The sequence below is a fragment of the Streptomyces sp. NPDC020597 genome (assembly GCF_044335095.1).
GTDB lineage: Bacteria > Actinomycetota > Actinomycetes > Streptomycetales > Streptomycetaceae > Streptomyces.
In genome coordinates this window covers 261,933-286,102 of record NZ_JBIRUL010000004.1, presented here as the reverse complement: position 1 = coordinate 286,102, position 24,170 = coordinate 261,933, and the positions used below count along the sequence as shown (strand labels likewise).

Annotated in this window: 22 protein-coding genes and 1 riboswitch; of the genes, 12 read left to right on the top strand and 10 right to left on the bottom strand. The window is 69.6% G+C overall.

The features are described from left to right. Window positions 1–101: 101 nt before the first annotated feature. The 3 genes from cydB to hisC form a co-directional block, all read right to left on the bottom strand. Window positions 102–1,106, bottom strand: a complete 1,005-nt coding sequence (cydB, locus tag ACH4ZA_RS09870) for a cytochrome d ubiquinol oxidase subunit II (protein ID WP_398428752.1) — start codon at window positions 1,104–1,106, stop codon at window positions 102–104. Window positions 1,107–1,126: 20 nt separating this feature from the next. Next, on the bottom strand, window positions 1,127–2,635 hold the full coding sequence (locus ACH4ZA_RS09865) for a cytochrome ubiquinol oxidase subunit I (protein ID WP_319276966.1): 1,509 nt from the start codon (window positions 2,633–2,635) through the stop codon (window positions 1,127–1,129). Window positions 2,636–2,804: 169 nt separating this feature from the next. Continuing rightward, the gene (hisC, locus tag ACH4ZA_RS09860) at window positions 2,805–3,884 is read right to left on the bottom strand and encodes a histidinol-phosphate transaminase (protein WP_319276964.1); all 1,080 of its coding nucleotides are present in this window, start codon (window positions 3,882–3,884) and stop codon (window positions 2,805–2,807) included. A gap of 446 nt (window positions 3,885–4,330) precedes the next feature. Here hisC and ACH4ZA_RS09855 point away from each other — a divergent pair, with 446 nt between their 5' ends. The 3 genes from ACH4ZA_RS09855 (at window position 4,331) to ACH4ZA_RS09845 (ending at window position 8,138) form a co-directional block, all read left to right on the top strand. Then, complete coding sequence (locus ACH4ZA_RS09855; RefSeq protein ID WP_319276961.1) at window positions 4,331–5,443, top strand: LacI family DNA-binding transcriptional regulator; 1,113 nt, start codon at window positions 4,331–4,333, stop codon at window positions 5,441–5,443. Between the two features lie 509 nt (window positions 5,444–5,952). Continuing rightward, a complete protein-coding gene (locus tag ACH4ZA_RS09850; protein WP_319276959.1) occupies window positions 5,953–7,038 on the top strand; it encodes a metallophosphoesterase in 1,086 nt (361 codons plus the stop codon). A gap of 203 nt (window positions 7,039–7,241) precedes the next feature. Beyond that, window positions 7,242–8,138, top strand: a complete 897-nt coding sequence (locus ACH4ZA_RS09845) for a hypothetical protein (RefSeq protein ID WP_398428750.1) — start codon at window positions 7,242–7,244, stop codon at window positions 8,136–8,138. A gap of 453 nt (window positions 8,139–8,591) precedes the next feature. Here ACH4ZA_RS09845 and ACH4ZA_RS09840 read toward each other — a convergent pair whose 3' ends face one another. Both ACH4ZA_RS09840 and thiC read right to left on the bottom strand, forming a co-directional pair. After that, window positions 8,592–10,058, bottom strand: a complete 1,467-nt coding sequence (locus ACH4ZA_RS09840) for a VWA domain-containing protein (protein WP_319276952.1) — start codon at window positions 10,056–10,058, stop codon at window positions 8,592–8,594. Window positions 10,059–10,180: 122 nt separating this feature from the next. After that, window positions 10,181–11,989, bottom strand: a complete 1,809-nt coding sequence (thiC, locus tag ACH4ZA_RS09835) for a phosphomethylpyrimidine synthase ThiC (RefSeq protein WP_319276949.1) — start codon at window positions 11,987–11,989, stop codon at window positions 10,181–10,183. After that, a riboswitch (TPP riboswitch) is annotated at window positions 11,982–12,170 on the bottom strand. It overlaps the preceding gene by 8 nt. Before the next feature lie 915 nt (window positions 12,171–13,085). Here thiC and ACH4ZA_RS09830 point away from each other — a divergent pair. Next, window positions 13,086–14,342 (top strand): YibE/F family protein, encoded by a 1,257-nt coding sequence (locus tag ACH4ZA_RS09830; RefSeq protein ID WP_398428748.1) that lies wholly within the window; start codon window positions 13,086–13,088, stop codon window positions 14,340–14,342. Between the two features lie 157 nt (window positions 14,343–14,499). Here the strand turns inward: ACH4ZA_RS09830 and ACH4ZA_RS09825 are convergent, their stop codons facing one another. The 4 genes from ACH4ZA_RS09825 to ACH4ZA_RS09810 all read right to left on the bottom strand — a co-directional run bounded on the left by ACH4ZA_RS09825 (window position 14,500) and on the right by ACH4ZA_RS09810 (window position 16,823). Continuing rightward, on the bottom strand, window positions 14,500–14,946 hold the full coding sequence (locus ACH4ZA_RS09825; RefSeq protein ID WP_319276946.1) for an SsgA family sporulation/cell division regulator: 447 nt from the start codon (window positions 14,944–14,946) through the stop codon (window positions 14,500–14,502). Between the two features lie 100 nt (window positions 14,947–15,046). Further along, window positions 15,047–15,901 (bottom strand): IclR family transcriptional regulator C-terminal domain-containing protein, encoded by an 855-nt coding sequence (locus tag ACH4ZA_RS09820; RefSeq protein WP_319276945.1) that lies wholly within the window; start codon window positions 15,899–15,901, stop codon window positions 15,047–15,049. Between the two features lie 209 nt (window positions 15,902–16,110). Beyond that, window positions 16,111–16,323, bottom strand: a complete 213-nt coding sequence (locus tag ACH4ZA_RS09815; protein ID WP_319276942.1) for a DUF5326 family protein — start codon at window positions 16,321–16,323, stop codon at window positions 16,111–16,113. A gap of 182 nt (window positions 16,324–16,505) precedes the next feature. Next, window positions 16,506–16,823, bottom strand: coding sequence for a cupin domain-containing protein (locus ACH4ZA_RS09810; protein WP_319276939.1), 318 nt, complete (start codon window positions 16,821–16,823; stop codon window positions 16,506–16,508). Window positions 16,824–16,881: 58 nt separating this feature from the next. Between ACH4ZA_RS09810 and ACH4ZA_RS09805 the strand changes: the two genes are divergently transcribed. The 6 genes from ACH4ZA_RS09805 to ACH4ZA_RS09780 all read left to right on the top strand — a co-directional run bounded on the left by ACH4ZA_RS09805 (window position 16,882) and on the right by ACH4ZA_RS09780 (window position 21,696). Next, window positions 16,882–17,259 (top strand): phage holin family protein, encoded by a 378-nt coding sequence (locus tag ACH4ZA_RS09805; protein ID WP_319276937.1) that lies wholly within the window; start codon window positions 16,882–16,884, stop codon window positions 17,257–17,259. Between the two features lie 7 nt (window positions 17,260–17,266). After that, window positions 17,267–17,806 carry a low molecular weight protein-tyrosine-phosphatase gene (locus ACH4ZA_RS09800; protein ID WP_319276934.1) on the top strand — a complete coding sequence of 180 codons (540 nt, stop codon included), beginning with the start codon at window positions 17,267–17,269 and terminating at the stop codon, window positions 17,804–17,806. Then, window positions 17,803–18,960: a cystathionine gamma-lyase gene (locus tag ACH4ZA_RS09795; protein WP_398428745.1), complete on the top strand. Its 1,158-nt coding sequence runs from the start codon at window positions 17,803–17,805 to the stop codon at window positions 18,958–18,960. Before ACH4ZA_RS09800 ends, ACH4ZA_RS09795 begins: the two co-directional genes overlap by 4 nt. A 227-nt stretch (window positions 18,961–19,187) precedes the next feature. Then, window positions 19,188–20,093 carry a LysR family transcriptional regulator gene (locus ACH4ZA_RS09790; protein ID WP_319276928.1) on the top strand — a complete coding sequence of 302 codons (906 nt, stop codon included), beginning with the start codon at window positions 19,188–19,190 and terminating at the stop codon, window positions 20,091–20,093. Between the two features lie 88 nt (window positions 20,094–20,181). Continuing rightward, a complete protein-coding gene (locus tag ACH4ZA_RS09785) occupies window positions 20,182–20,664 on the top strand; it encodes an NUDIX domain-containing protein (RefSeq protein ID WP_020130685.1) in 483 nt (160 codons plus the stop codon). A gap of 153 nt (window positions 20,665–20,817) precedes the next feature. After that, entirely contained in the window at window positions 20,818–21,696 is an 879-nt protein-coding gene (locus ACH4ZA_RS09780; RefSeq protein ID WP_398428743.1) for a GNAT family N-acetyltransferase, read from the top strand. Window positions 21,697–21,758: 62 nt separating this feature from the next. On the opposite strand, the gene ACH4ZA_RS09775 is transcribed toward ACH4ZA_RS09780, so the two are convergent. Continuing rightward, a complete protein-coding gene (locus ACH4ZA_RS09775; protein WP_398428741.1) occupies window positions 21,759–22,976 on the bottom strand; it encodes an MFS transporter in 1,218 nt (405 codons plus the stop codon). 141 nt (window positions 22,977–23,117) lie between these two features. Between ACH4ZA_RS09775 and ACH4ZA_RS09770 the strand changes: the two genes are divergently transcribed. Further along, window positions 23,118–23,591 carry a MarR family transcriptional regulator gene (locus tag ACH4ZA_RS09770; protein WP_319276918.1) on the top strand — a complete coding sequence of 158 codons (474 nt, stop codon included), beginning with the start codon at window positions 23,118–23,120 and terminating at the stop codon, window positions 23,589–23,591. 9 nt (window positions 23,592–23,600) lie between these two features. After that, entirely contained in the window at window positions 23,601–24,053 is a 453-nt protein-coding gene (locus ACH4ZA_RS09765; protein ID WP_319276916.1) for a GNAT family N-acetyltransferase, read from the top strand. The last annotated feature ends 117 nt before the right edge of the window (window positions 24,054–24,170 follow it).

The window sequence follows — 24,170 nt, the reverse complement described above, 5'->3', positions numbered from 1 at the left end:
CACCCTCTTCTCGGCTGGTGTGTTTCACGTGAAACACACCCTCTCTCCCGCGTAGGTGGTGTTTCACGTGAAACACCACCTACGCCCGGGCTGCGCCGGATTCAGTGCACCGGCTCGGCGATGTGCTGTGTGCCGATCCGCTTGCGGAACACCCAGTACGTCCAGCCCTGGTAGAGCAGGACGAGCGGAGTGGCGACCCCCGCGCACCAGGTCATGATCTTCAAGGTGTACGGACTCGACGAGGCGTTGGTCACCGTCAGGCTCCAGTCCTCGTTGAGCGAGGACGGCATCACGTTCGGGAAGAGCGACAGGAAGAGCATCGCCACGGCGGCCACGATGGTCACGCCGGAGAGGGCGAACGACCAGCCCTCCCGTCCTGCCTGGTTCGCCACGAGGGCCGCGATCAGCGCGGCGACCGCCACGACGAGGGCCACCAGGCTCTTGGCGTCACCGCTGTCGATCTGCGTCCAGGTCAGGAACACCAGCGCGAGGACGGCGGTGAGGACACCGACCTTCGACGCCAGCTTCCGCGCACGCCCCCGGATGTCGCCCACCGTCTTGAGCGCCGTGAACACCGCCCCGTGGAAGGTGAACAGCGTCAGCGTCACCAGACCGCCGAGCAGCGCATACGGGTTGAGCAGGTCCCAGAAGCCGCCCACGTACTCGAAGTTCCGGTCGATCTTGACGCCTCCCACGATGTTGCCGAAGGCGACGCCCCACAGGAACGCCGGGAGGAGCGAGGTCCAGAAGATCGCGGTCTCCCAGTTGCGCTGCCAGTTCTCCTCGGACCGCTTGGCCCGGTACTCGAAGGCGACGCCGCGCACGATCAGGCAGACCAGGATGAGCAGCAGGGGCAGATAGAAGCCGGAGAAGAGCGTGGCGTACCACTCGGGGAAGGCGGCGAACGTCGCGCCGCCCGCCGTGAGCAGCCACACCTCGTTGCCGTCCCAGACCGGCCCGATGGTGTTGATGAGCACCCGTCGCTCGGGCCGGTCGCGGGCGAGCAGCCTGGTGAGGATCCCGACTCCGAAGTCGAAGCCCTCCAGGAAGAAGTAGCCGGTCCACAGGACGGCGATGAGGACGAACCAGACGTCGTGCAGTTCCATGACTGTGCAGCTCCCTCGGCCTAGTAGGAGAAGGCCATCGGCTTGTCGGCGTCCTGGGAGTCGCCGCCGATCTTCGTGGGCGGGTTGAGGTCGGCCTCGGTGAGCTCGGGCGGGCCGGCCTTCACGTACTTGGCCAGCAGCTTGACCTCCACGACGGCGAGTACGGCGTACAGCGCGGTGAAGACGGTCATCGAGAGGAGGACCTCCCCCTGGGAGACCCCGGGGGAGACCGCGTCCCGCGTCTGCAGGACGCCGTAGACGACCCAGGGCTGGCGGCCCATCTCGGTGAAGATCCAGCCCCAGGAGTTGGCGATCAGCGGGAAGCCCAGGGTCCAGATCGCCACCAGCCAGTAGAGCCTCGTGAGCTTGGGGCCGAGCGCCTTCTTCCCGAACAGCACCACGTGCGGCACCTCGTCCTCGCCGACCCTCAGGTGCTGCGGCAGCAGGAACTTGCGGCGGGTGAGCCACAGGCCGGCCAGCCCGATCGTGAACGAGGCCATGCCGAAGCCGATCATCCAGCGGAAGCCCCAGTAGGCGACGGGGATGTTGGGCCGGTAGTCGCCGGGCCCGAACTTCTCCTGCTCGGCCTTGTTCACGTCGTTGATGCCGGGGACGTACGAGCTGAAGTCGTCGTTCGCGAGGAAGGACAGCAGACCCGGGATCTCGACGGCGACCGTGTTGTGGCCCTTCTCGACGTCGCCGTAGGCGAAGACGGAGAAGGGAGCGGGTGCCTCGCCGTCCCACAGCGCCTCGGCGGCCGCCATCTTCATCGGCTGCTGCTTGAACATCACCTTGCCGAGGACGTCGCCGCTGACCGCCGTGAGCAGACCGGCGATGACCACGGTGACGAGACCCAGCCGCAGTGACGTCTTCATCACCGGAATGTGCTTCCTGCGGTACAGGTGGAAGGCGGCGATGCCGACCATGAACGCGCCACCGGTCAGGAAGGCCGCCGACAGGGTGTGGAAGACCTGGGCGAGCGCGGTGTTCTGGGTGAGCACGGCCCAGAAGTCGGTCAGCTCGGCCCGGCCCTTCTTCTCGTTGATCCGGTAGCCCACGGGATGCTGCATCCACGAGTTGGCCGCGAGGATGAAGTAGGCCGACAGGATCGTGCCGATCGAGACCATCCAGATGCAGGCCAGGTGGATCTTCTTCGGCAGCTTGTCCCAGCCGAAGATCCACAGACCGATGAAGGTGGACTCGAAGAAGAAGGCGATCAGGGCCTCGAAGGCGAGCGGGGCGCCGAAGACGTCGCCGACGAAGCGCGAGTAGTCGGACCAGTTCATGCCGAACTGGAACTCCTGCACGATGCCGGTGACGACGCCCATCGCGATGTTGATCAGGAAGAGCTTGCCCCAGAACTTCGTCGCCCTGAGGTACTTCTCGTTCTCCGTGCGCACCCAGGCGGTCTGCAGTCCGGCGGTCAGGGCCGCCAGGGAGATCGTCAGGGGGACGAAGAGGAAGTGGTAGACGGTGGTGATGCCGAACTGCCAGCGCGCCAGGGTCTCCGGCGCCAAAGCCAGGTCCACGTCGCCGCTCCTTACTCACGCTTGTGAATGCGTTCACATTCACAAGCCATTATGCCGCACGGACTTTCGACATGAGAAGGGGGGTACCCGCCCAGTCGCGGAAACCCCCCACACCCCACCTGACCTGCCCATACGGCCCGGGGACGGCGACGCACGCCCCCAGCGGGGGCTACACCTCCTTGCGGAAGCCCTCCGCCGCCTTCAGGAAGATGTCGTTCGCCTCGTTCTCGCCGATCGTCACCCGCACGCCCTCACCCGGGAACGGCCGCACCACGACACCGGCCTGCTCGCACGCCCCCGCGAAGGCGGCCGTCTGCTCGCCCAGCCGCAGCCACACGAAGTTGGCCTGCGTCTCGGGCACCGTCCAGCCCTGCGCGCGCAGGGCCTCGACCACCCGCAGACGCTCGCACACCAGGGAGCCGACCCGGCCCAGCAGCGCGTCCTCGGCGCGCAGCGAGGCGATCGCCGCCTCCTGGGCGAGCTGGCTGACGCCGAACGGCACCGCCGTCTTGCGCAGCGCCTCCGCGACCGGCTCGTGGGCGATGGCGAATCCCACCCGCAGACCGGCCAGACCGTAGGCCTTGGAGAAGGTCCGCAGCACGCACACGTTGGGGCGCTTGCGGTAGAACTCGACGCCGTCGGGCACCTCGGGGTCGCGGATGAACTCGCGATAGGCCTCGTCCAGCACGACCAGCACGTCCCGCGGCACCCGGTCCAGGAAACGTTCCAGCTCGGCCCGTCCGACGACGGTGCCCGTGGGGTTGTTGGGGTTGCAGACGAAGACCAGCCGCGTCCGGTCGGTGATCGCGTCGGCCATCGCGTCCAGGTCGTGGACGTCCCCCGGCGTCAGCGGCACCTGCACCGGCCGTGCGCCGTTGATCCGCGTGATGATCGGATACGCCTCGAAGGACCGCCAGGCGTAGACGACCTCGTCGCCCGCGCCCGCGGTGGCCTGCACCAGCTGCTGGGCCACGCCGACCGAACCGGTGCCGGTGGCCAGATGGGCGGTGGGGACGCCGAAGCGCTCGGAGATCTCGTTGACCAGCGCCGTGCAGGCCAGGTCCGGATAGCGGTTGAAGGAGGCCGCCGCGGCCGTCACGCTCTCCATCACCCCGGGCAGCGGCGGATAGGGGTTCTCGTTGGAGGACAGCTTGTAGGCCACGGGACCGCCCGCCGCAGCCGGCCTGCCCGGCTTGTAGGTGGGGATACCCTCCAGCTCGGCGCGCAGCTTGGGGCTCGTCTCGCTCACCGCAGTCCTCCTCGTGACACCACCGGCTTCAATACTGCTCACCTTATGAGGATTCGGCCCCGGTGCGTACAGGTGAGGAGCCGGCGACGGGGACGGACGGGAGCGGACGTCCCGCCCGGCCGCCTCGGGACACGAGGACCTCCGCGACTTCTATGGACGAAGGCGGATGAATGGGCGGACACCCGGGGGCGCGCCGTACATATATCTATGCGCCGGTGGCTCGCGCCGTGGCGCGCATCCCTCGTGCAGGTGAGTTGAGACCTCTTCGAAACATCGGTGCGTTGGCAGGCTCATCCGTGCCGACACGTCACGACCTGGGGTTCAAACCGCCAACTGACTTTGTTTCTAGTGCACTTGACCCCCTAACACCTTGCAGAAACGTGCCTGTCAATGCGTGCATATGCGTCCGCCCTACCCCACCGAATGAGCCCTACTATCGGCTCGCCATGACAGCAGCAGGGAAGCACCAGGTGAGCCGCGCGGAAACCTCACGCCGAGGCAGCCGGCCGGGCCGGGCGGGCATCAGGGACGTGGCCGCCGCCGCCGGAGTGTCCATCACGACCGTCTCGGACGCCCTCAACGGCAAGGGCAGGCTCCCCGACGCCACCCGACGCCATGTCCGCGAGGTCGCCGACCGACTGGGCTACCGCCCCTCCGCGGCCGCCCGAACCCTCCGTACCGGCAAGTCGGGCCTCATCGGCCTGACCGTGACCACGTACGGGGATGAACCTTTCACCTTCACCGAGTTCGCGTACTTCGCGGAGATGGCGCGCGCCGCCACGTCGGCCGCGCTGGCCCGCGGCTACGCGCTCGTCATCCTCCCCGCGACCTCGCGCCACGACGTGTGGTCGAACGTCGCCCTGGACGGCACGGTCGTCATCGACCCCTCCGACCAGGATCCGGTGGTCAGCGAGCTGGTCCGGCAGGGTTTACCGGTCGTCTCCGACGGCCGTCCGGCCGGCACGCTCCCGGTCACCGCGTGGGTGGACAACGACCACGAGGCGGCCGTCCTCGACATCCTCGACCACCTGGCCGACGCCGGCGCCCGCCGCATCGGCCTGCTCACGGGCACCACCACCGACACCTACACCCACCTGTCCACCAGCGCGTACCTGCGATGGTGCGAGCGGGTCGGCCAGGACCCCGTCTACGAGGCCTACCCCGCCCACGACCCGTGCGCGGGCGCCGTCGCCGCCGACCGCCTCCTGGCCCGCCCGGACCGCCCCGACGCCGTCTACGGCCTGTTCGACCCCAACGGCACCGACCTCCTCGCCGCCGCACGCCGCTACGGACTGCGCGTGCCGGAGGAGCTGCTGATCGTCTGCTGCAGCGAGTCCACGGTGTACGCCAACACCGAGCCGCCCGTCACCACCCTCTCCCTCAAACCGCGCCGCATCGGAACGGCGGTGGTGCAGCTCCTCATCGACGCCATCGAGGGCGTGGAGTCGGAACAGACGGTCGAGCAGGTGGTACCGACCGAGCTGATGGTGCGAACGTCGTCCCAGCGCCGCCCGCCACGCACGACGGTCAGCCCGCCCAGGACACCGGAGAAGGGGTGACCGGGGCGGCCCGTCGAGGGTCCGCACCGCGTCAACTCCGTTGAGGAAACAGCACGTATGGGCGTTTTCCATCGGGCGCCGGTCTGCTCGGGCGAACGGAGCGCCCGGGCTCCGTCGGGCGGCGGCCATGGTCCCGGCGGACCGCCGCAGCGGGCTCCGGCCACTCCCCGGCGCCCCGCGTCCGTCCTCTGCAGTCACCGAAGTCACACGCGCCACGGCCGGTGCAACGCCCCTCACCGGGTCCCCGCCGGGCGCCCACCCCGCCGACCGGCGGGAGTCCTCCGGCGGTGCGGTGGTGCGGACACGGTGTGCGTGGGACGGGCGGGGACTGCCGAAGCCCGGGCCAATCGGGGCGAAAGCCACGACGAACCGGAGCACCGCCTCGATTCCCCACCCCTGGGTCATCACACGGCGCGATCCGCATTCCTATGATGGGCGCACGGCACCCCGGGCCGCTGCGACCAGGCAGCCCGAAGGGTGCAGATGCGGCGCGATGGTGGAGGGGTCTGATGACTCAGGGGGCCGGTCAGGGACCCGAGGTGGAGCGGACGGCGACGTTGCGTGACTTCCGGGTGCCCGCGTACGTCAACGAGACCGGTCCGTACGACCACGACATCCATCCCGGGAACGCCGCACCGCCCCTCGAGGAGCCGCTCGAACACCCGGAGGGCTACACGCCGACCCAGCGCGACCTGCCCGTCATCAACCGTCGCGGCGACACCCTCCAGGTGGCCGTGGACCCGGCGGCCGTCCAGGCGCCGGTCACCGCGACCGGCCCGGGCCCGCTGTTCGTCGTCGGCGACGTGCACGGCTACCTCGACGACCTGGTCGCCGCCCTGCGGGACAAGGGCCTGGTCGACGCGGCCGGCAACTGGTGCGCGGGCACGGCCCGCCTCTGGTTCCTCGGCGACTTCACCGACCGCGGCCCCGACGGCATCGGCGTCATCGACCTCGTCATGCGGCTGTCCGCCGAAGCCGCCGCGGCCGGCGGGTACTGCAAGGCGCTCATGGGCAACCACGAGCTGCTGCTGCTCGGCGCCAAGCGGTTCGGCGACACCCCGGTCAACTCCGGCGCGGGCACCGCCACCTTCCAGGCGGCCTGGCTGCTCAACGGCGGCCAGAAGTACGACATGGACCGGCTCCAGGACCACCACCTGCAGTGGATGTCCCGTCTGGACGCCATGGAGGAGGTCGACGGCCATCTGCTCGTCCACTCCGACACCACCGCCTACCTCGACTACGGCGACTCGATCGAGGCGGTCAACGACACCGTCCGCGAAACGATCACGCGTAACGACGCGGACGAGGTGTGGGATCTGTTCCGCAAGTTCACGAAGCGTTTCTCCTTCCGCGACGAGGGCGGCGCCGACGCCGTGCGCTCCCTCCTCGATACGTACGGCGGCACCCGCATCGTTCACGGCCACAGCCCGATTCCCTACCTGCTCGGCGAAGTCGGCTCCGAGGAGGGCGAGGACAACCGCGGACCGGTGGTCGAGGGACCGCACGTCTACGCCGACGGGCTGGCCATCGCGATGGACGGCGGCGTGACGATGGCCGGGAAACTCCTGGTGCAGCAACTGCCTCTGAACATCTGAGAGTCACCTGACGCTTGCGGTACGTCACCCGTCCCGCTCCGGACGCGCCGTCCGCGCCGCAGGCCAGGGGCCAATTTCGGCAAACCCCCTGTCACGCCATGCCGTCGCCGCTCTACCATCGGTTCATCCGTAGCAGGCTCCCCTCCGTTTCTGCCCGACGGCTCGTTGGCATGCGAGCCCCAAGCCCTACGGAGCATCGGGGGATGCACATGAACAGCGTTCCGCAGCACCTGCACAGCGAGGACCGCCAGGAATACGAGCGGATCCTCGACGAGGCGCTGCGCTCCGCCCCACACCACCCGGAACTGGCCGCTGTCGGACAACGGCTCAACTCCGAACAACTGCGCACCATGGCCCTCAACGCCTCCGCGCTCATCACGGTGGCCGCGGCGGCCGAGTACCAGCACTACGTGAAGCTTCGCGAGGAACTGCGCCATCCCGCGCCGACGACGACCCAGGCAACCCCCTCGGGCCCGTCGTCCACCGCCGGGACCGGTCCCGCGGAGCCGGGAGCGACCGCGATGGGCTTCGCCACCAGCGTGGGGGAGGCGGCCCAGGCCGCCGAAGCCGCCGGCGCCGGCGCGGTCGCCGCCGTCCTCACCCCCGTCCTCGCCGCGACCGCCGCGGCGATATTCCTCCTCGTCGGTTACATCCTCAGCGTGCTCGATCCTCAGGAGGCCTTCGCCCGGACGATGCTCACGGCGGGCTGGACCTTCGGGGCCGTGGCCGCGGCCGCGATCCTCGTCGCCACCGTCGCACTGTTGATCACCGCCCTGCGCAACCGTCCCTCCCTGGAAGCCGGACCGTACGGCGAACTGAGCGAAGAGGTGGACCAGGCCAGAGAGGCCTGGCGGGAAGCCCTGCTGGAGCGCGGCATCCTGCCGTTCCTCCAGGAGGCCCTCACCACTCCCGGGGCGGTGACCCCGGTGCCCAGCGACCCGGTACCGCCCGCGCCCGTCAGCCGCCTTCCGAAGATCGGCTACGACCGCCCGGGCTTCAGCAGCCCCGACGACGGCCGCTCGGCCGGCTCACGGCCCAGCTTCAGCAGCCCCGACTACACCAGCCCGGACTTCGGCGGGCCGGACCACCCGCCGGAATAGGAGTGCGTCCGGATGTGGGTCCGGACAGGAGTGGGTTCGGACAGGAGTGGGTTCGGACAGGAGTGGGTTCGGACAGGAGTGGGTTCGGACAGGAGTGAGTCCGGACAGGAGTGAGTCCGGCCCACGCCCCCGGCGGACCCGGCCGCCACGCCGACAGGTGCGCCGCCCGGTACCGGAAGCGCGTGCCGACGGCGGGACGACGCCCGGGGCCCGGGTCCGAGGCCCGGCTGGTCGGAGTCGAGGCGGTGCCGCGAGAGGACCCAACCGGCTCAGGCGTTACCAGGGCTCGGAAGAGGCGTACCGCCGAGGCTCGGGCGCGGCATCCCGTGCCGATGCTCGACTGCAGCCTGTCCTCGCCCGGACGACGGACGGACCGGCGGGCGGACGGACGGCGGACAGACGGCGGACGGACGGCGGTGAACGAGGGGGCGCGTCCTGCGGTCGGAAGGCCCGTCAGAGAATGCCGGCCTGCCCCGCCGCCCTGATCCAGCTGGGGAACTCGGAGAGCAGCCGGTCGTACAGCTCCGGATCGGGGACGCTGCCGATGTCGTCGACGGCGAAGAAGCCCACGTTGTCCACGCGGCGCCCGGGCAGCGTGTCGAACTTTTCCAGCACCCCGTAGTTGGACCGGCCGAGGCCCACGAACTGCCAGAAGATCGGCTCCTCGACCGCCGCCCGCAGCTCCCGCTCGATCGCCGCGTCCCGATAGACCCCTCCGTCGGAGAAGAACAGCACCAGCGTCGGAACGGGCGCCGGATTCTCCCGGACGTAGGCCCTGACCTGCGCGATCGCTTTCTGCTCCTCGTTCTGGATGCCGACCGAGCGCATGTCGACCTGCCCGGGCTCCAGCCCCTTGCGGGGCTTCTTGCCGCGCCGGAACAGACTCATCTCTCCCCCGCGCACATGCAGCCGCAGCCACTCGGGCAGGTCCCCCAGACGCAGGTCGGGGAGGCGCGCGGCTTCGCTGGCGAACGTCCAGGCCTGCATCTCGCCGTCGTCGTCGAGTTGCGCCACCACGGCCGCCATCCGCTCCACGACGTCGGCCACCACCCCCCGGGAGTACAAGAACGCCATGGAACCGGAGGCGTCGAGGACGAGCACGACCCGGGCGGTGATCCCGGCCGCCCCCCGCTTGCTCAGGCTCACGGCGACCTGCTCCTTGCGCAGCGACAGGCGCTTGCGCATGTCCACGGGAAGCCGCTCCTCCTCCTTGGTCAGGCGGGGACCCGAGGGCCCGGCAGCCGCCGCGCCCGGCTCCGGCCCGACCGGGCGAACGAATGCCGGCGAGGCCTGCGGGACGGTCGGGGGCATGCCCGGGCTCCCGGCCCCGGACGTGTCCGGGCGGACGTGAGCCGGCCTGCTCGACCGAGCGGGCGCCTCCTCCTGCTCTTCGTCGACCGTGATCCCGAAGTCGGTGGCCAGTCCCGCGAGTCCCGACGCGTACCCCTGCCCGACCGCCCGGAACTTCCAGCGGCCCTCGCGCAGGTACAACTCACCGCCGATGAACGCCGTCTCCGTGCCGGCCTCCATCGCGAAGCGAGCCAGTTCCGACCGCCCGTCCCGGTCCAGCACCCGCAGCGTCAGACCGGAGACCTGCCCGAACACCCCGCCGTCGGCCGACGCGCACAGCACCACCCGCGTGACGACGCTCTCCAGCGCACCGAAGTCCACCTCCACCGTGTCGGTCGTCGAGCCGCCGGCGCGCTGCTTGCCGAGGTGCCGCACCGCGCCGGACGCGTGGCGGGGCTGGTTGTAGAAGACGAAGTCACCGTCGCCCCGCACCCGTCCGTCGGCGGTCAGCAACAGCGCCGAGGCGTCGACGTCCGGCCCCCCGGCCTCCTCGGACCAGCTCAGTTCCACACGAACGGCGGACGAGTCGACCGCCAGGTTGGCGCCCTTGCTCATGGATCGCGCAGTCATGAGCACAGTCAAGCACCGCGGCCCGCTCCCGGTCCCCGGCCGGGGCGAGCCTCCCCGACCGGGAACTCCGGTGAGCCGCACCCGGCCTCAGGACGGCCCAGGTCGTCCGTCGGCCATCGCCGTCAGGTGGCGAGGGGCAGATACACCCGGTTGCCGCTCTCCGCGAACTCCTTGGACTTCTGCGCCATGCCCTCCTCGATCTCCGCCCTGCTGCCTCCGTGAGTCCGACGGATGTCCTGGGAGATCTTCATCGAGCAGAACTTCGGCCCGCACATCGAGCAGAAGTGCGCCGTCTTCGCGGGCTCGGCCGGAAGGGTCTCATCGTGGAATTCCCGTGCCGTGTCCGGGTCGAGGGCGAGATTGAACTGGTCCTCCCAGCGGAATTCGAAACGGGCGTCGGACAGCGCGTCATCCCATTCCTGCGCGCCGGGGTGGCCCTTGGCGAGGTCGGCGGCATGGGCGGCGATCTTGTAGGTGATGACACCGGTCTTGACGTCGTCGCGGTTGGGCAGACCGAGGTGTTCCTTGGGGGTGACGTAGCACAGCATCGCGGTCCCCCACCAGGCGATCATCGCGGCGCCGATGCCGGAGGTGATGTGGTCGTAGGCGGGCGCGACGTCCGTCGTCAGCGGGCCGAGCGTATAGAACGGAGCTTCATCACAGATCTCCTGCTGAAGGTCGATGTTCTCCTTGATCTTGTGCATCGGGACATGCCCCGGGCCTTCGATCATCGTCTGTACATGAAAACGCTTGGCGATCCTGTTGAGTTCCCCGAGCGTCCTCAACTCGGCGAACTGCGCCTCGTCGTTGGCGTCCGCGATGGATCCCGGCCTCAGCCCGTCGCCCAGCGAGTAGGTGACGTCGTAGGCGGCGAGGATCTCGCAGAGTTCCTCGAAGTTCTCGTAGAGGAACGACTCCTTGTGGTGGGCGAGGCACCAGGCGGCCATGATCGAGCCGCCACGCGACACGATGCCCGTCTTGCGGTTGGCCGTGAGCGGGACGTACGGGAGACGGACGCCCGCGTGGACCGTCATGTAGTCCACGCCCTGCTCGGCCTGTTCGATGACCGTGTCCTTGTAGATCTCCCAGGTCAGCTCCTCGGCGCGCCCGTCGACCTTCTCCAGTGCCTGGTACAGCGGCACCGTGCCGATGGGGACCGGGGAGTTGCGCAGCACCCACTCGCGCGTGGTGTGGATGTTGCGCCCGGTGGACAGGTCCATGACCGTGTCGGCGCCCCAGCGGGTCGCCCAGGTCATCTTCTCGACCTCCTCCTCGATGGAGGACGTCACCGCCGAGTTGCCGATGTTGGCGTTGACCTTCACCAGGAACCGCTTGCCGATGATCATCGGCTCGATCTCCGGGTGGTTGACGTTGGCCGGCAGTACGGCCCGGCCTGCGGCTATCTCGTCGCGCACCACCTCGGGAGCGACGTTCTCCCGGATGGCCACGAACTCCATCTCGGGCGTGATCTCCCCCCGGCGCGCGTACGCGAGCTGAGTGACGGCCTTGCCGTCCCGGCCACGGCGAGGCAGACGCGGCCGGCCCGGGAAGACCGCGTCGAGGTTGCGCAGACCTCCGCGCGGCGAGGTGTGCTTGATGCCGTCGTCCTCCGGACGGACGGGACGGCCCGAGTACTCCTCCGTGTCACCACGAGCGATGATCCAGTTCTCGCGCAGCGGGAGCAGTCCCCTGCGCACATCCGTCTCGACGGCCGGATCGGTGTACGGGCCGGAGGTGTCGTACAGCGTGACCGACCGGCCGTTGGTGAGGTGCACTTGTCGGACCGGCACCCGGAGGTCGGGGCGATCGCCCTCGACATACCCCTTGTGCCAGCCGATGGACCTCCCGTCCTCCACAGCGTTGACGTCGACCGCGTTCTCGCTGGTGACGTCCTGCGTGGAGGCAGGCGTGCGTGCGTCCTTGTTGGTCATGAGACCTACTCCCTACGCCGGCATTACCCGGTAACAGGTTCGGCGGTCGACGCAGCGGCTACCGTCTCCCGACGCTCATGGGAAACATCACTCGATTCGAGAGACGTTCCACGTGAAACATCGCGAAGACGGAGGTCAGCGTCCTCTCAGCCCGGTGCTCCGAGCTCCCGCGTGTGCAAAAGGTGGCTCCACGCTAGCGGCTCATGTGGCGCGGTGAACAGTGGGCCTCTTTCGTTCTTGCGATGATCGGGCGGTGACGACACACCAGCCCCCGTACCCGCCGTCTGAGCCGCCCCGCCGGCCTGCCGCCGGAAACGGTCCCGGCAATGGCCCGGGCGCCGGTGCCGGCAACGGCTTCGAACAAGGCCTCGGGCGCGGGCCCGGAGGGGACCGCGATGTCGACGACAGCGGTGTCGACCGCGGTCGCCTGGACGAGCGCCCCCACGGCTCCGGTCCTGATCGGCCGCCGGGATACGCCGGCGGTCCGAGGGGGCTGGGCGGTCTGCGTCGCCAGAGTCGTGGTGCGGTTCCGGACGGCGGCCAGGACCGAGGCGCCGGCGATGCTCCTGCTCAGGGTTACGGGCACGCCCCTTCGGCGCGCGGCAATCCGCCTGGGCAGCCGCCCGGGTACGGGCAGAGTCAGAGCCCCGGCAACGACCGGCACCCGTTCGCCGATGCACCTCGTCACGGCGGCTGGGGGAACGGCCCCGGCGAGGGACACGACGTCGGCCACGGGCACCGGCCCGACGACACTCAGGGGCACAGCCGAGGCGACACCCAAGGGCACAACCGCAGCGGCGTCCAAGGGCAAAGCCGGGGCGGCGCTCAGGGGCCCGGCCACGCCGAGGCCCAAGGGCCGGGCCACGGTCACGGCCTTGCCTCCCGCCACGGTCACGACGCCGACCACGCTCACGATGCCGCTGGTCCCGGTTCCGCCGGCGACGGCAGCGGGGGAAGCAGCGGGCAGGGGAGCGGCGGACACGGGCCTGGATCCGGGCACACGCACGGTCACAGTCACAGCCACGGTCCGGCCGCGCCCGTCTCCCAGCATCTGCGCAAGGTCATCGCGGCCATCCTGATCCCCTTCGGCGCCGCGGTGCTGGTGGGCCTCGTGGTGCTGTGGCCCGGCGGGGCCCCCGCGCACGAGCGCACCGGCGTCGGCTTCGACCGGCAGACGCAGCAGGCCACGGTCACCAAGGTGCTGCGCGTGAGCTGCGCGTCGGTGAACGCCTCCGGTGACACCCCCACCGGGGACACCTCCACGGCCGAGGGATCCTCCGCCCAGCAGCAGGCGAGCGGCACGTGCAAGAAGGCCACGATCCGGGTGGACACCGGCGACGACAAGGGACGCACGTTCACCGAGATCGTCCAGCCGGACCAGTCACGGCAGTTGGAACAGGGCGAGAAGGTCGTGGTCGCCTACGAGCCCTCCGCGCCGAAGGACCTCCAGTACTCGGTCGCCGACGTGAACCGCCGTGTTCCGATGGCGTTGCTGGCCATCATCTTCGCGGTCGCCGTCGTGGTCGTCGGGCGGCTCCGTGGCGTCATGGCGCTGATCGCGCTGGCCATCAGCTTCATGGTGCTGAACTTCTTCGTCCTCCCCGCGATCCTGCAGGGTTCCAATCCGCTGATCGTGGCGGTGGTGGGGTCGAGCGCCATCATGCTGATCGCGCTGTACCTCTGTCACGGCCTCTCGGCCCGTACGTCCGTCGCCGTGCTCGGCACGCTCATCTCACTGCTGCTGATCGGCATCCTCGGTTCGCTGTTCATCGACTGGGCCTTCCTGACCGGCAACACCGACGACAACACGGGCCTGATCCACGGCCTGTACCCGTCCATCGACATGAGCGGTCTGCTGCTCGCCGGCATCATCATCGGCTCGCTCGGCGTCCTCGACGACGTGACCGTCACCCAGACGTCGGCGGTCTGGGAACTGCACGAGGCCAACCCCTCGATGGGCTGGCGCGCCCTGTACCGCGCCGGCATCCGCATCGGCCGGGACCACATCGCGTCCGTGGTGAACACGCTCGTTCTCGCCTACGCGGGTGCGGCACTGCCCCTGCTGCTGCTCTTCTCGATCGCGCAGAGCAGCGTGGGCACGGTCGCCAACAGCGAGTTGGTCGCCGAGGAGATCGTGCGGACGCTGGTCGGCTCGATCGGCCTGGTCGCCTCCGTGCCCGTCACGACGGCGCTGGCGGCCCTCGTGGTCGCCGCGGACCGCCCGTCCTCGGGAGCGGCGCCCATGACGGCTCGGAGTGCGTCTCCGGCGGCGTCGACGGCTTCGGCGGGGGCGGTGCCTGCCGGTCCGGCCGCCCCGGCCCGGGGCGGCCGGGGCCGACGGCGCAAGCACTGATCGAACCGCCGGTCCGGCGGGGCCGCCCCTGGACCGTCGGCGTCCGCAACGGCGGCGCTTGCCGTCCTGCACGTGCCGCCAGCAGACGAAGAACCGTTACTGCGCGACGCCGTCCGCAGCGAGGCACCCCGATCCGACACCGCCCGCCACTCTCACCTCAGCCCGCGTTCTGCTCCTCCGCCAGGATGCGGTTCAGCGCCTCGTCGAGATGAGCGTCGAAGTCGGCCAGCGCACCCTCCTGGCCGAGCGGCACCACCTTGTCGGTGCGGTCGAGGAACGCCACGAGAGGGGCCGCGGAGGAGCGGAAGAGCGCCTGGTCGCCGCCGACCTGAAGCCGGATCAGAACCTCGCCCAGCATGTCGGGTTCCACAGGTGAAACCCGGACGTCTCCCTCCCCGCACGGCCTGCCGACCCCGTCGATGAGCAGCTCACGCCCGAAAGCCCAGGTCACCGGGGCGTCGCCGGGCAAATGGAAGGTGAGCCGCACGGCGTAGGGATCGCACGACTCGTACCCCAGCTCCACGGGGATGCGGAAAGAGAGCTCCTCAGAGACGAGGAAGCTCATCATGACCTCTGCCTGTACTGCCTGCACGGACTCGCGCATCGCCTTACCCCGTCATTTGCCGTCGACTGGCCGGGAATGGACCATCTGACACTGCACGCATCTTGCAGAAAGTACACAACAGATCACAAGGAGTGAGTTTTCAGATACTGATAGAGATCGCGAGCGACCCCAACAGCCGCCCCACCTCGTTCTGCAACTCCCGGGCCGCGGGCAGCAACCGGTCGGCGTGATGGGCGGGCAGGGAGATCGCCATGGTGGCGGCCGTGGTGCCCACGGTGATCGGAATCGCGGCGCAGACCGTGCCCAGCGCGTACTCCTGCCGCTCCACGACGGGGTCCATGCGCCGCATGCGCTCCAGGCGCCGCAACAGTGCGTGGTTGTCCCGCACGGTGTACGGCGTGATCGACTGCGCCGGGTAGCGGCCCAGGTGGTCGCGACGGGTGTCCTCGTCGAGCTGGGACAGCAGGCACTGGCCGATGGCGTGCGCGTGCGCGGTCTCGCGGAAGTCGGCCCACTCCTCCACCGCCGGGTTCCCCGGGGTGTCCGAGACGCACATGATCTCGATCTCGCCCTCGCGGTAGCGGGCGTAGTACACCGGCACACCGATCGAATCGCGCCACTGCGCGAGCGTGTCGGCGACCGTGCTGCGACGTTTCTGCGCCGCTCCGCTGCTGCCGAGGCGCTCCGCGGCCTCGCCGAGGAAGAACAGTCCCTTGTCCCGGCGCAGATAGCCCTCGTGCACCAGGGTGCGAAGCAGGTGGTAGGCCGTGGGAAGCGCCAGACCGGTCTCCCGGGCCAGTTGCTTGGCCGGGGCTCCGTACGCGTGCTCCGCTACGGATTCCAGCAGCCGCATGGCGCGCTGGACCGAGCCGATCAGGGTGGCCGCCGGATGCGGCTGCTCGGGGACGCCGGGGTGCGGGCGTTGGAGGGGAGGCGCCGACGCGCGCGGCTGGTCGGGAGGCGCGTGCGGCTCTGCGGATGCGGTGTCAACCATGGCCAAGGTCACTCTCGAAGGGCGAGGGGGCGGTCCGTGTGGGGAACACGGGTGGGGGTGTACGCCGCTCGCGGGGGTCGTCCCCGCGTCGAGTTCCGGACTTTAACCGGCTGCCACCGCATGCAGACGGGCTGTCAGGAAAACTTCCCCCGGGCGAGGGAACCGGCGAATCGTGTTACCGGTCGCCGGTCTCCCGCGCCCCGCACCGCTCACCAGTTGCTGCGCGAGGACGAACTCGACAGGAACTTCCGCACCACGTAGATCAGTCCGCCGACCAGCGCGACGAAGACCAGCAGCTTGAACAGCAGGCCGATCACGAACCCGACGACGCTGGCTATCAGCCCGCCGAACACGACCAGGGCGATGACCGGCACCGCAACCCACTTCACCCACCACGGCAGTCCCGAGAAGATCTCTTGCATCGCCCTGGCCCTCATCCTCTTCGCTCGACGTCCGGCGCCTTGGTCGGGCCGGATCATTTCGATGTCCTGCGTCGATGCTAGGGCCGGGAGGGGTGCCCGCGGGGGCCTCGCACCCCTTGTCCTCCCCTGACCGATCCCCTAGGGAACCCCGAGGCCGGGCCTCGGCTGCGAGGCGGAGACGGTCAGCCCTCCGGCGGCGAGAACACGACGAGGACCCGCAGGTCCTCGCTGATGTGATGGAACTTGTGGGCGACGCCCGCCGGGACGTACACCACGCTGCCACGCGCCACTTGCGTGGTCTCCAGACCGACGGTGATCGACGCCCGACCACTCACGACGAAGTACACCTCGTCCTGGTTGTGCGGGTTCTGTGGATCCTGCGTGCCGGCGTCGAGCGCGTACAGTCCGACCGACATGTTCCGTTCGCGCAGGAACTGCAGGTAGGCCCCGTCGTTGGCGGCGCGTTCCGCCTCCAGTTCATCCAACCGGAATGCCTTCATCGACCTAGTCCGCCCTCGTCCGGTGCTCGTTGCCGATCTCTCTGCCACGATCAGACACATGAAGAATTTCGTAGTCAAGACGATCGCCAACGCAGGCGCCCTGGCGGTCGCCGTCTGGCTGCTCGACAAGATCACCCTGACCGGTGACAGCACGGGCAAGAAGATCGGCACCCTCATACTCGTCGCCCTGCTCTTCGGCCTGGTGAACTCCCTGGTCAAGCCGGTAGTGAAGGTGCTGACCTTCCCTCTGTTCATCCTCACGCTCGGTCTGATCACCCTGGTGGTCAACGCGCTGATGCTGCTGCTCACCTCTTGGCTGGCCGACACGTTCGACCTGAGTTTCCACGTGGAGGGTTTCTGGACCGCGGTCCTGGGCGGCCTGATCATCTCGGTCGTGTCCTGGGCGCTCAACGTCGTCCTGCCGGACGGGGACTGACCGGTCGATGCCCTACCGCGTCTGTTTCGTCTGCACCGGCAACATCTGCCGCTCGCCGATGGCCGAGTCGGTCTTCCGCGCGCGCGTGACGGACGCCGGTCTCGAGGGACTGGTCGAGGTCGACAGCGCCGGCACGGGCGACTGGCACGACGGCGAGGGCGCCGACCCGCGCGCCCTCGCCGTCCTGGCGGAGCACGGGTACGCCCTCGACCACACGGCCCGGCGGTTCGAGCCGTCCTGGTTCGCCGGCCTCGACCTGGTGATCGCCCTGGACTCAGGCCACCTCAGGGACCTGCGCCGGCTCGCCCCCACGCAGGAGGACGCGGCGAAGGTAAGGCTGTTGCGGTCCTACGCCCTCCCGGAGGCAGTCCGCCGCCCGGGGGCCGCTTCGCCCGTCTCCTGCGACCCGGCCGACGGAGACCTCGACGTCCCCGACCCCTACTACGGGGGCCGGGACGGATTCGAGGAGTGTCTTGAGATGGTGGAGGAGGCGAGCGACGGTCTGCTCGCCGCTGTACAGGACGACGTGGAAGGACGAGTGGCATGAACGTTTCCGCTGCGAACGGGGACCCTCGGAGGGGCGACGGCGAGGGCACCCGCGCGGTGCGGGCCGGTCTGCCCGAGCCCGTGAAGTACGAGCCGACCCTCCCCGGTCCGGTGTTCGCAGCCCATTTCCACCTGCCGGGCGAGCCCACGGGGCCCTACACCTACGGACGCGACGAGAACCCGACGTGGACCCGCCTGGAGCACGCCATCGGTGAGCTCGAGGCGCCGGGGCAGGACGACGTCGAGACGCTCGTCTTCGCCTCCGGCATGGCCGCGATCTCCTCGGTTCTCTTCTCCCAGCTGCGTGCCGGCGACGCCGTCGTACTGCCCGACGACGGCTACCAGGCACTGCCCCTGGCACGCTCCCAGCTGGAGGCGTTCGGCATCGAGGTACGCACCGCGCCCACGGCCGGCGACGCGCAGCTCGCCCTGCTCGACGGCGCGAAGCTGCTGTGGATCGAGTCGCCGTCGAACCCCGGACTCGACGTGTGCGACATCGGCCGACTGGTCGAGGCGGCACACGCACGCGGCGCGCTGGTGGCCGTGGACAACACGCTCGCCACCCCGCTCGGTCAGCGGCCGCTGGCGCTCGGGGCCGACTTCTCGGTGGCCAGCGGCACCAAGCAGCTCACCGGGCACGGTGACGTTCTCCTCGGCTACGTCACCGGGCGCGGCGGCGAGCCGATGGCGGCCGTACGACGCTGGCGCAAGATCGTCGGGGCGATTCCGGGGCCCATGGAGGCGTGGCTCGCGCACCGGTCGATCGCCACCCTGCAGCTGCGCGTCGAACGGCAGAGCGCCGGCGCTCTGGCCGTGGCCGAGGCGCTGCGGGGGAGGCCCGAGGTGAGCGGGCTGCGATATCCGGGGCTGCCGGACGATCCCTCGCACAAGGTCGCCTCGCAGCAGATGCGGCGTTATGGCTGCGTCGTCTCCTTCACGCTGCCCACGCGCGCGCGTGCCGAGCGTTTCCTCGAGGCCCTGCGCCTGGTGGACGACGCCACGAGCTTCGGCGGGGTCCGCTCCACCGCGGAGCGGCGGGGCCGCTGGGGCGGGGACGCGGTGCCGGAAGGGTTCATCCGGTTGTCCGTGGGCGCCGAGGACACCGAGGACCTGGTGGCGGACGTGCTGCGTGCGCTGGAGGTATCGGCGCGATGACCGGTTTACGCATCCCCTCCAAGCGTCCCGCGGTCGCGACGGACGGTCCGAGCCTCCCCCCTCGTGGCTCGGACCGCCCGCGGTTCTGCGCGCGAAGAACCGCGTCCACAAGGCTAGTTGACTCTGTGTCAGTGTCCAATCACTCTAGCGGCAGAGACCTATCGACTTATTTATAGTTGGGCCCTGCCTCAGAGCCGGGAGGGAGTCGGGAAAGAGGAGGAGGCGCCATGGATCTGGCCTTGCTACGCACGTTCGTGACCGTGCACCGGGCCGGCTCCTTCACGCGTGCCGCCGCTCTGCTGGGTCTGTCCCAGCCGGCCGTCACCTCTCAGATCCGCACTCTTGAGCGACAGCTGGGTCGCCCGCTGTTTCTGCGCCAGGCTCGCGGCGTCACCCCGACCAGCATCGGCGACGAGCTCGCCCACAAGGCCGCCCCCCATCTCGACGCCCTGGCGGAGATCGCTCAGACGGGCCTGGACGACGAGTCCACCGAGCGCACTCTGCACCTTGCCGGACCTCCGGAGTTCACCGCCGAGCGGGCCCTCCCCGCGCTCACCGGGCCGCCCCACGAAGACGGGCAGGGCTTCTCCGTGCGCGCCTCCTTCGGCACCGCGGAAGAGGTTCTGGAGGGACTGGCGGCGGGGCACCATGACCTGGCCATCAGTACGGTCCGGCCGCGCGGAGGGCTTCTCACGGCCACCCCGCTGTGCGACGAGGAGCACGTCCTGGTCGCCGCCCCCCAGTGGGACGAACTGATCGACGCCGGGAAGCTCTGTCGCAAGGGCGCGTCCGCGCTGGAGAACCTGCCGGTCATCGAGGTTCATGAGTCGCTTCCCCTGGTCTCCCGCTACTGGGCCACGGTCTTCGACTCCCGCCCGGCGGCCTCGGGCGCCGTCATCGTCCCGGACCTGCGCGCGGTGCTCGCCTGTGCGATCGCGGGGGCCGGCCTGGCGGTGCTGCCCCGATATCTGTGCGCGACCGCTCTCGAACGAGGTGAGGTCGTCGCACTGCACGAGCCGGCGGTTCCCCCGCTGCGCACCTACGTCCTGGTCGTGCGCACCGGGACGCTGGCAGTGCCCCAGGTGGCAAGGGCCCACGAACGCTTGCTGGCGGCCGCTGCCGGGTGGTGCTGACGCCCTTTCCGGGCGATGTCACAGCCTGGCTCGGTCCGGACACGCATCACGATGTTTCACGTGGAACCAGCCGGGCCACATTTCTCCCATGACCGTCCGACCCGTGGTCAAGCGCACCGCACGAGCCGTACTGCTTGACGGCGACAACCTGATCCTGATCAAACGCACCAAGCCCGGCGTGGATCCCTACTGGGTCACACCCGGTGGCGGGGTCGAGCCGGACGACGCGACCGTCGTGGACGCTCTGCACCGCGAAGTCCACGAGGAACTGGGGGCCAAGATCACGGATGTGGTTCCCTGTTTCGTGGACACCGTCGAGCACATCGGCGACGACGGGGGTGCGACCGGCGTGAAGGTGCAGCACTTCTTCGTCTGCCGTCTGGAGTCCATGGACCCGGCGCAGCGGCACGGACCCGAGATCGAGGAACCGGCGGGTGAGTACGAGATCGTCCGTGTGCCGTTCACTCGCGTCGGAATCGCCTCCGTCCACCTGGTGCCGCTGTCACTGCGGCACTACCTCGACGGCAACATCGAGGGCGTCCGCGCCATGCACGCACCCGACCTCGGCTGACGTCCGCATCTGGTACTGCTGGACGCTCTCGTTCCACGTTTCACGTGAAACATCTCCGCGTCCTGAGCAGACGGATGGGGTATGGCGAAAAGCACCCGCACTCACGGGGAAACGAGTGGACGCCAACAGCGCTGGTCGGACAGCCTGAACAGCGTGCCGACTCCTTCCCTCGCCGATCTGCCCATCCGCCGTCTCACGCACCGCGATCTCGCCGCCTGCGCCGACTTGTCCGAGGATCGGGGGTGGCCACGCGAGGAGCACAAGTGGGGCCTTCTCCTGTCAGCGGGGAAGGGTTACGGCATCGACGACCCCGACGGAGGCCTCATCAGTGCCTGCGTCGTCACCGAGTACGGCCCGTACGGCAATCCGTCCTTCGGGGCCGTCGGCATGGTGCTGGTCGCCGCGCGGCACGCCCGACGAGGCGTTGGCCGACGCCTCATGCAGCACATCGTCTCCCTGATGGGCACCAAGCCCCTGACCCTGCACGCGACACCGAACGGCCGCCCGCTCTACGAGGAACTGGGCTTCAAGACCACGGGCCGGGCGGAAATGCTGCGCGGGCACTTCACGCCGCGAGGCCCGGCTCCGCACCCGGCAGGCGATAGCACCACCCGTGCCGCAACGGCCGACGACCTCCCCTCGGTCCTCCGTCTCGACGAGGAGGTCTTCGGCGCCGACCGCACGCACATGATCACCCGCCTGCCCGCCTTCGCCGATCAGTTCCGGGTCGCCGAGGAGGCCGGCCGGATCATCGGCTACGCGGCGGCTTGGCCCAACATGGACACACAGGTCGTCGGCCCGTTGATCGCCCGGGACACGAAGACCGCACAGGCCCTTCTGGCCTCGCTCGCGGCCCGCACTGACCTGCCGCTGCGCACGGACATCGACGTACGGCACGAGGAGCTGCTCGCGTGGGTGAAGGCACGGGGACTGGAGTCGGTCGCCTTCAACTCCGTGATGACCTATGGCATCCCGGAATTGCCAGGAGACTGGCGTCGGCGTTTCGCGCCCCTGACCGTGGCCGCCGGCTGACCACACCTATTGACCGAGGCTGAGGCGGGGGCGAGCAGGGACGCGGGCGGCCGCCCGGCCGTTCAGCGCCGGAGAGCGGCCTCCCGTCCGTCACCGACGCCCTCGGCGACCGGCGTGCCGGGCCGGCCGGGGACATTGCCACGGCGCTCCAGGGCGGCGGAGACGACGGCGAGGACGAGAGCGCCCGCGGCAAGGGCCGCCCCCACCCAGTTCGGCGCGGTGTAGCCGAGGCCGGCGGTGATGACCATCCCTCCGAGCCAGGCGGACAGCGCGTTGCCCAGGTTGAAGGCGCCGATGTTCACCGCCGACGCCAGCGTCGGAGCACCGTGCGCCTGGTCCAGGACGCGCTTCTGCAGCGGCGGGACGGTGGCGAAGCCGAGAGCGCCGATGAGGACGATGGTGACGGCCGCGAGGATCTTGTGATGAGCGGTCAGGGTGAACAGCGCCAGGACGACCGCCAGAGCGCCCAGCGACATGTACAGCATGGGCATCAAGGCACGGTCGGCGTACCTGCCGCCGACGAGGTTCCCGCCCACCATCCCGAGTCCGAAGAGGACCAGCAGCCAGGTGACGGACCCGTCGGCGAAGCCGGCCACATGGGTCATCATCGGCGCGATGTAGGTGATGGCCGCAAAGACGCCGCCGAAGCCGAGGACGGTCATCGCCATGGCGAGCAGCACCTGGGCGTTCTTGAAGGCGGCCAGTTCGTGTCGCAGACGCACGCCCGCGGGCCGCGGCATCTCGGGCACGAGCCGGGCGATGCCCACCAGACCCACGACGCCCAGGGCGGCGACGACGGCGAAGGTGAACCGCCAGCCGATGGTCTGCCCGACGAGCGTGCCCAGCGGAACGCCGACCACGTTGGCGACGGTGAGCCCGGTGAACATCATCGCGATGGCCCCGGCCTTCCTGTCTGGGGCGACCAGGGTGGCGGCGACGACTGACCCGATGCCGAAGAACGCCCCGTGGGCGAGGGAGGCCACGACACGGCCGATCAGCATCACGGCGAAGGTCGGGGCGGCGGCGGAGAGCAGATTTCCCACGACGAACAGGCCCATCAGCACCATGAGCATCCGCTTGCGGGACACCTTGGCACCGAGGGCGGTCATCAGCGGGGCGCCGAACACGACGCCGAGTGCGTAGGCCGTCACCAGCAGACCCGCGGTGGGGATGGGGACCCCGAAATCGTCCGCGACCTCGGGCAGCAAACCCATGATCACGAACTCGGTCGTTCCGATTCCGAAGGCTCCGATCGCGAGAGCCAGGAGCGCGAGAGGCATGGGGGGCAGCCCCTTCCAGACGATTGCAGAAGCTCTTTACACTTGTGGACAATAATTGCAGACGCGGTATACATGCAACCGCCGACTATCTCGGAGCTGTCCTATCCTGGGGTCGGCCACTCGGCACGGAGGAGAACGCCCATGACTGCGACGGACCCCGCGCTCACCGCCCTCGCCCAGGGCTGGTGTGCGCTATCTCTGCTGCACGGGAGAATCGAGGCCCACGTCGAGCGCGCCCTGCAGGCCGGGCACGACCTCAGCGTGCGCGAGTACTCCCTGCTCGACGTGCTCAGCCGACAGCACGACGGTGACGGAGGGCATCTGCAGATGAAGCAGGTGGCCGACGCGGTCGTTCTCAGCCAGAGCGCCACGACGCGGCTCGTCACCCGACTCGAGGACCGTGAGCTCCTCGAGCGGTACCTCTGCCCCACCGACCGCCGGGGCATCTACACCAACGTCACCGAAGCCGGCCTGACACTGCTCGCAGCAGCCCGTCCGACCAACGACGCCGCCCTGCGTGAGGCCCTCGACGACGCCGCGGAGATCCCGGAACTGGCCCCCCTGGTCCGGGTCGTGGAGTCACTCGGAGCACCCGCTGCCGTCGCATCCACCTAGGGTGGCGACATGGGAGATCTTGAAATACGAGCCGCCGTCGCTGAGGACGTTCCCGCGATCGTCTGCATGCTCGCGGACGACCCTCTGGGCGCGCAGCGCGAGTCGCCTGAGGATCTGGGTCCCTATCTGGCCGCTCTGGAACGGTTGACTGCCGACCCCAACCAGCGACTGGTCGTCGCCGTGCGCGAGGGACGCGTCGTCGGCACGCTGCAGCTGACGATCGTCCCGGGCCTCTCCCGGCGCGGAGCGACCCGGTCGATCATCGAGGGGGTGCGGGTGCACGCCGACGAGCGCGGCAGCGGACTGGGCACACGGTTCATCGAGTGGGCGATCGAGGAGTCCCGCAAGGAGAACTGCCAACTCGTGCAGTTGACGTCGGACGTCACCCGCACCGACGCCCACCGGTTCTACGAACGGCTCGGCTTCACGGCCTCGCACGTCGGTTTCAAGCTGCAGCTCTGAGACCGCGGTCGGGAAGGCGGAACACCACATCGGAGACGCGCCCTGTTTCACGTGAAACAGGGCGCTTCCCTTTCATCGCGCCCCGGCCATCGAGCTCCGTTTCCTCGAGTCCCGGTT

Coding starts and splice junctions, on each gene's coding strand:
- ACH4ZA_RS09775 (WP_398428741.1), bottom strand. CDS start 22,976: ATGCCTCTCGCGCTCCTGGCTCTCGCGATCGGAGCCTTCGGAATCGGA.
- ACH4ZA_RS09795 (WP_398428745.1), top strand. CDS start 17,803: ATGAACGTTTCCGCTGCGAACGGGGACCCTCGGAGGGGCGACGGCGAG.
- ACH4ZA_RS09840 (WP_319276952.1), bottom strand. CDS start 10,058: ATGACTGCGCGATCCATGAGCAAGGGCGCCAACCTGGCGGTCGACTCG.
- ACH4ZA_RS09785 (WP_020130685.1), top strand. CDS start 20,182: ATGACCGTCCGACCCGTGGTCAAGCGCACCGCACGAGCCGTACTGCTT.
- thiC (WP_319276949.1), bottom strand. CDS start 11,989: ATGACCAACAAGGACGCACGCACGCCTGCCTCCACGCAGGACGTCACC.
- ACH4ZA_RS09850 (WP_319276959.1), top strand. CDS start 5,953: ATGACTCAGGGGGCCGGTCAGGGACCCGAGGTGGAGCGGACGGCGACG.
- cydB (WP_398428752.1), bottom strand. CDS start 1,106: ATGGAACTGCACGACGTCTGGTTCGTCCTCATCGCCGTCCTGTGGACC.
- ACH4ZA_RS09845 (WP_398428750.1), top strand. CDS start 7,242: ATGCACATGAACAGCGTTCCGCAGCACCTGCACAGCGAGGACCGCCAG.
- ACH4ZA_RS09810 (WP_319276939.1), bottom strand. CDS start 16,823: ATGAAGGCATTCCGGTTGGATGAACTGGAGGCGGAACGCGCCGCCAAC.
- ACH4ZA_RS09790 (WP_319276928.1), top strand. CDS start 19,188: ATGGATCTGGCCTTGCTACGCACGTTCGTGACCGTGCACCGGGCCGGC.
- ACH4ZA_RS09800 (WP_319276934.1), top strand. CDS start 17,267: ATGCCCTACCGCGTCTGTTTCGTCTGCACCGGCAACATCTGCCGCTCG.
- ACH4ZA_RS09805 (WP_319276937.1), top strand. CDS start 16,882: ATGAAGAATTTCGTAGTCAAGACGATCGCCAACGCAGGCGCCCTGGCG.
- ACH4ZA_RS09815 (WP_319276942.1), bottom strand. CDS start 16,323: ATGCAAGAGATCTTCTCGGGACTGCCGTGGTGGGTGAAGTGGGTTGCG.
- ACH4ZA_RS09820 (WP_319276945.1), bottom strand. CDS start 15,901: ATGGTTGACACCGCATCCGCAGAGCCGCACGCGCCTCCCGACCAGCCG.
- ACH4ZA_RS09770 (WP_319276918.1), top strand. CDS start 23,118: ATGACTGCGACGGACCCCGCGCTCACCGCCCTCGCCCAGGGCTGGTGT.
- ACH4ZA_RS09855 (WP_319276961.1), top strand. CDS start 4,331: ATGACAGCAGCAGGGAAGCACCAGGTGAGCCGCGCGGAAACCTCACGC.
- ACH4ZA_RS09825 (WP_319276946.1), bottom strand. CDS start 14,946: ATGCGCGAGTCCGTGCAGGCAGTACAGGCAGAGGTCATGATGAGCTTC.
- ACH4ZA_RS09765 (WP_319276916.1), top strand. CDS start 23,601: ATGGGAGATCTTGAAATACGAGCCGCCGTCGCTGAGGACGTTCCCGCG.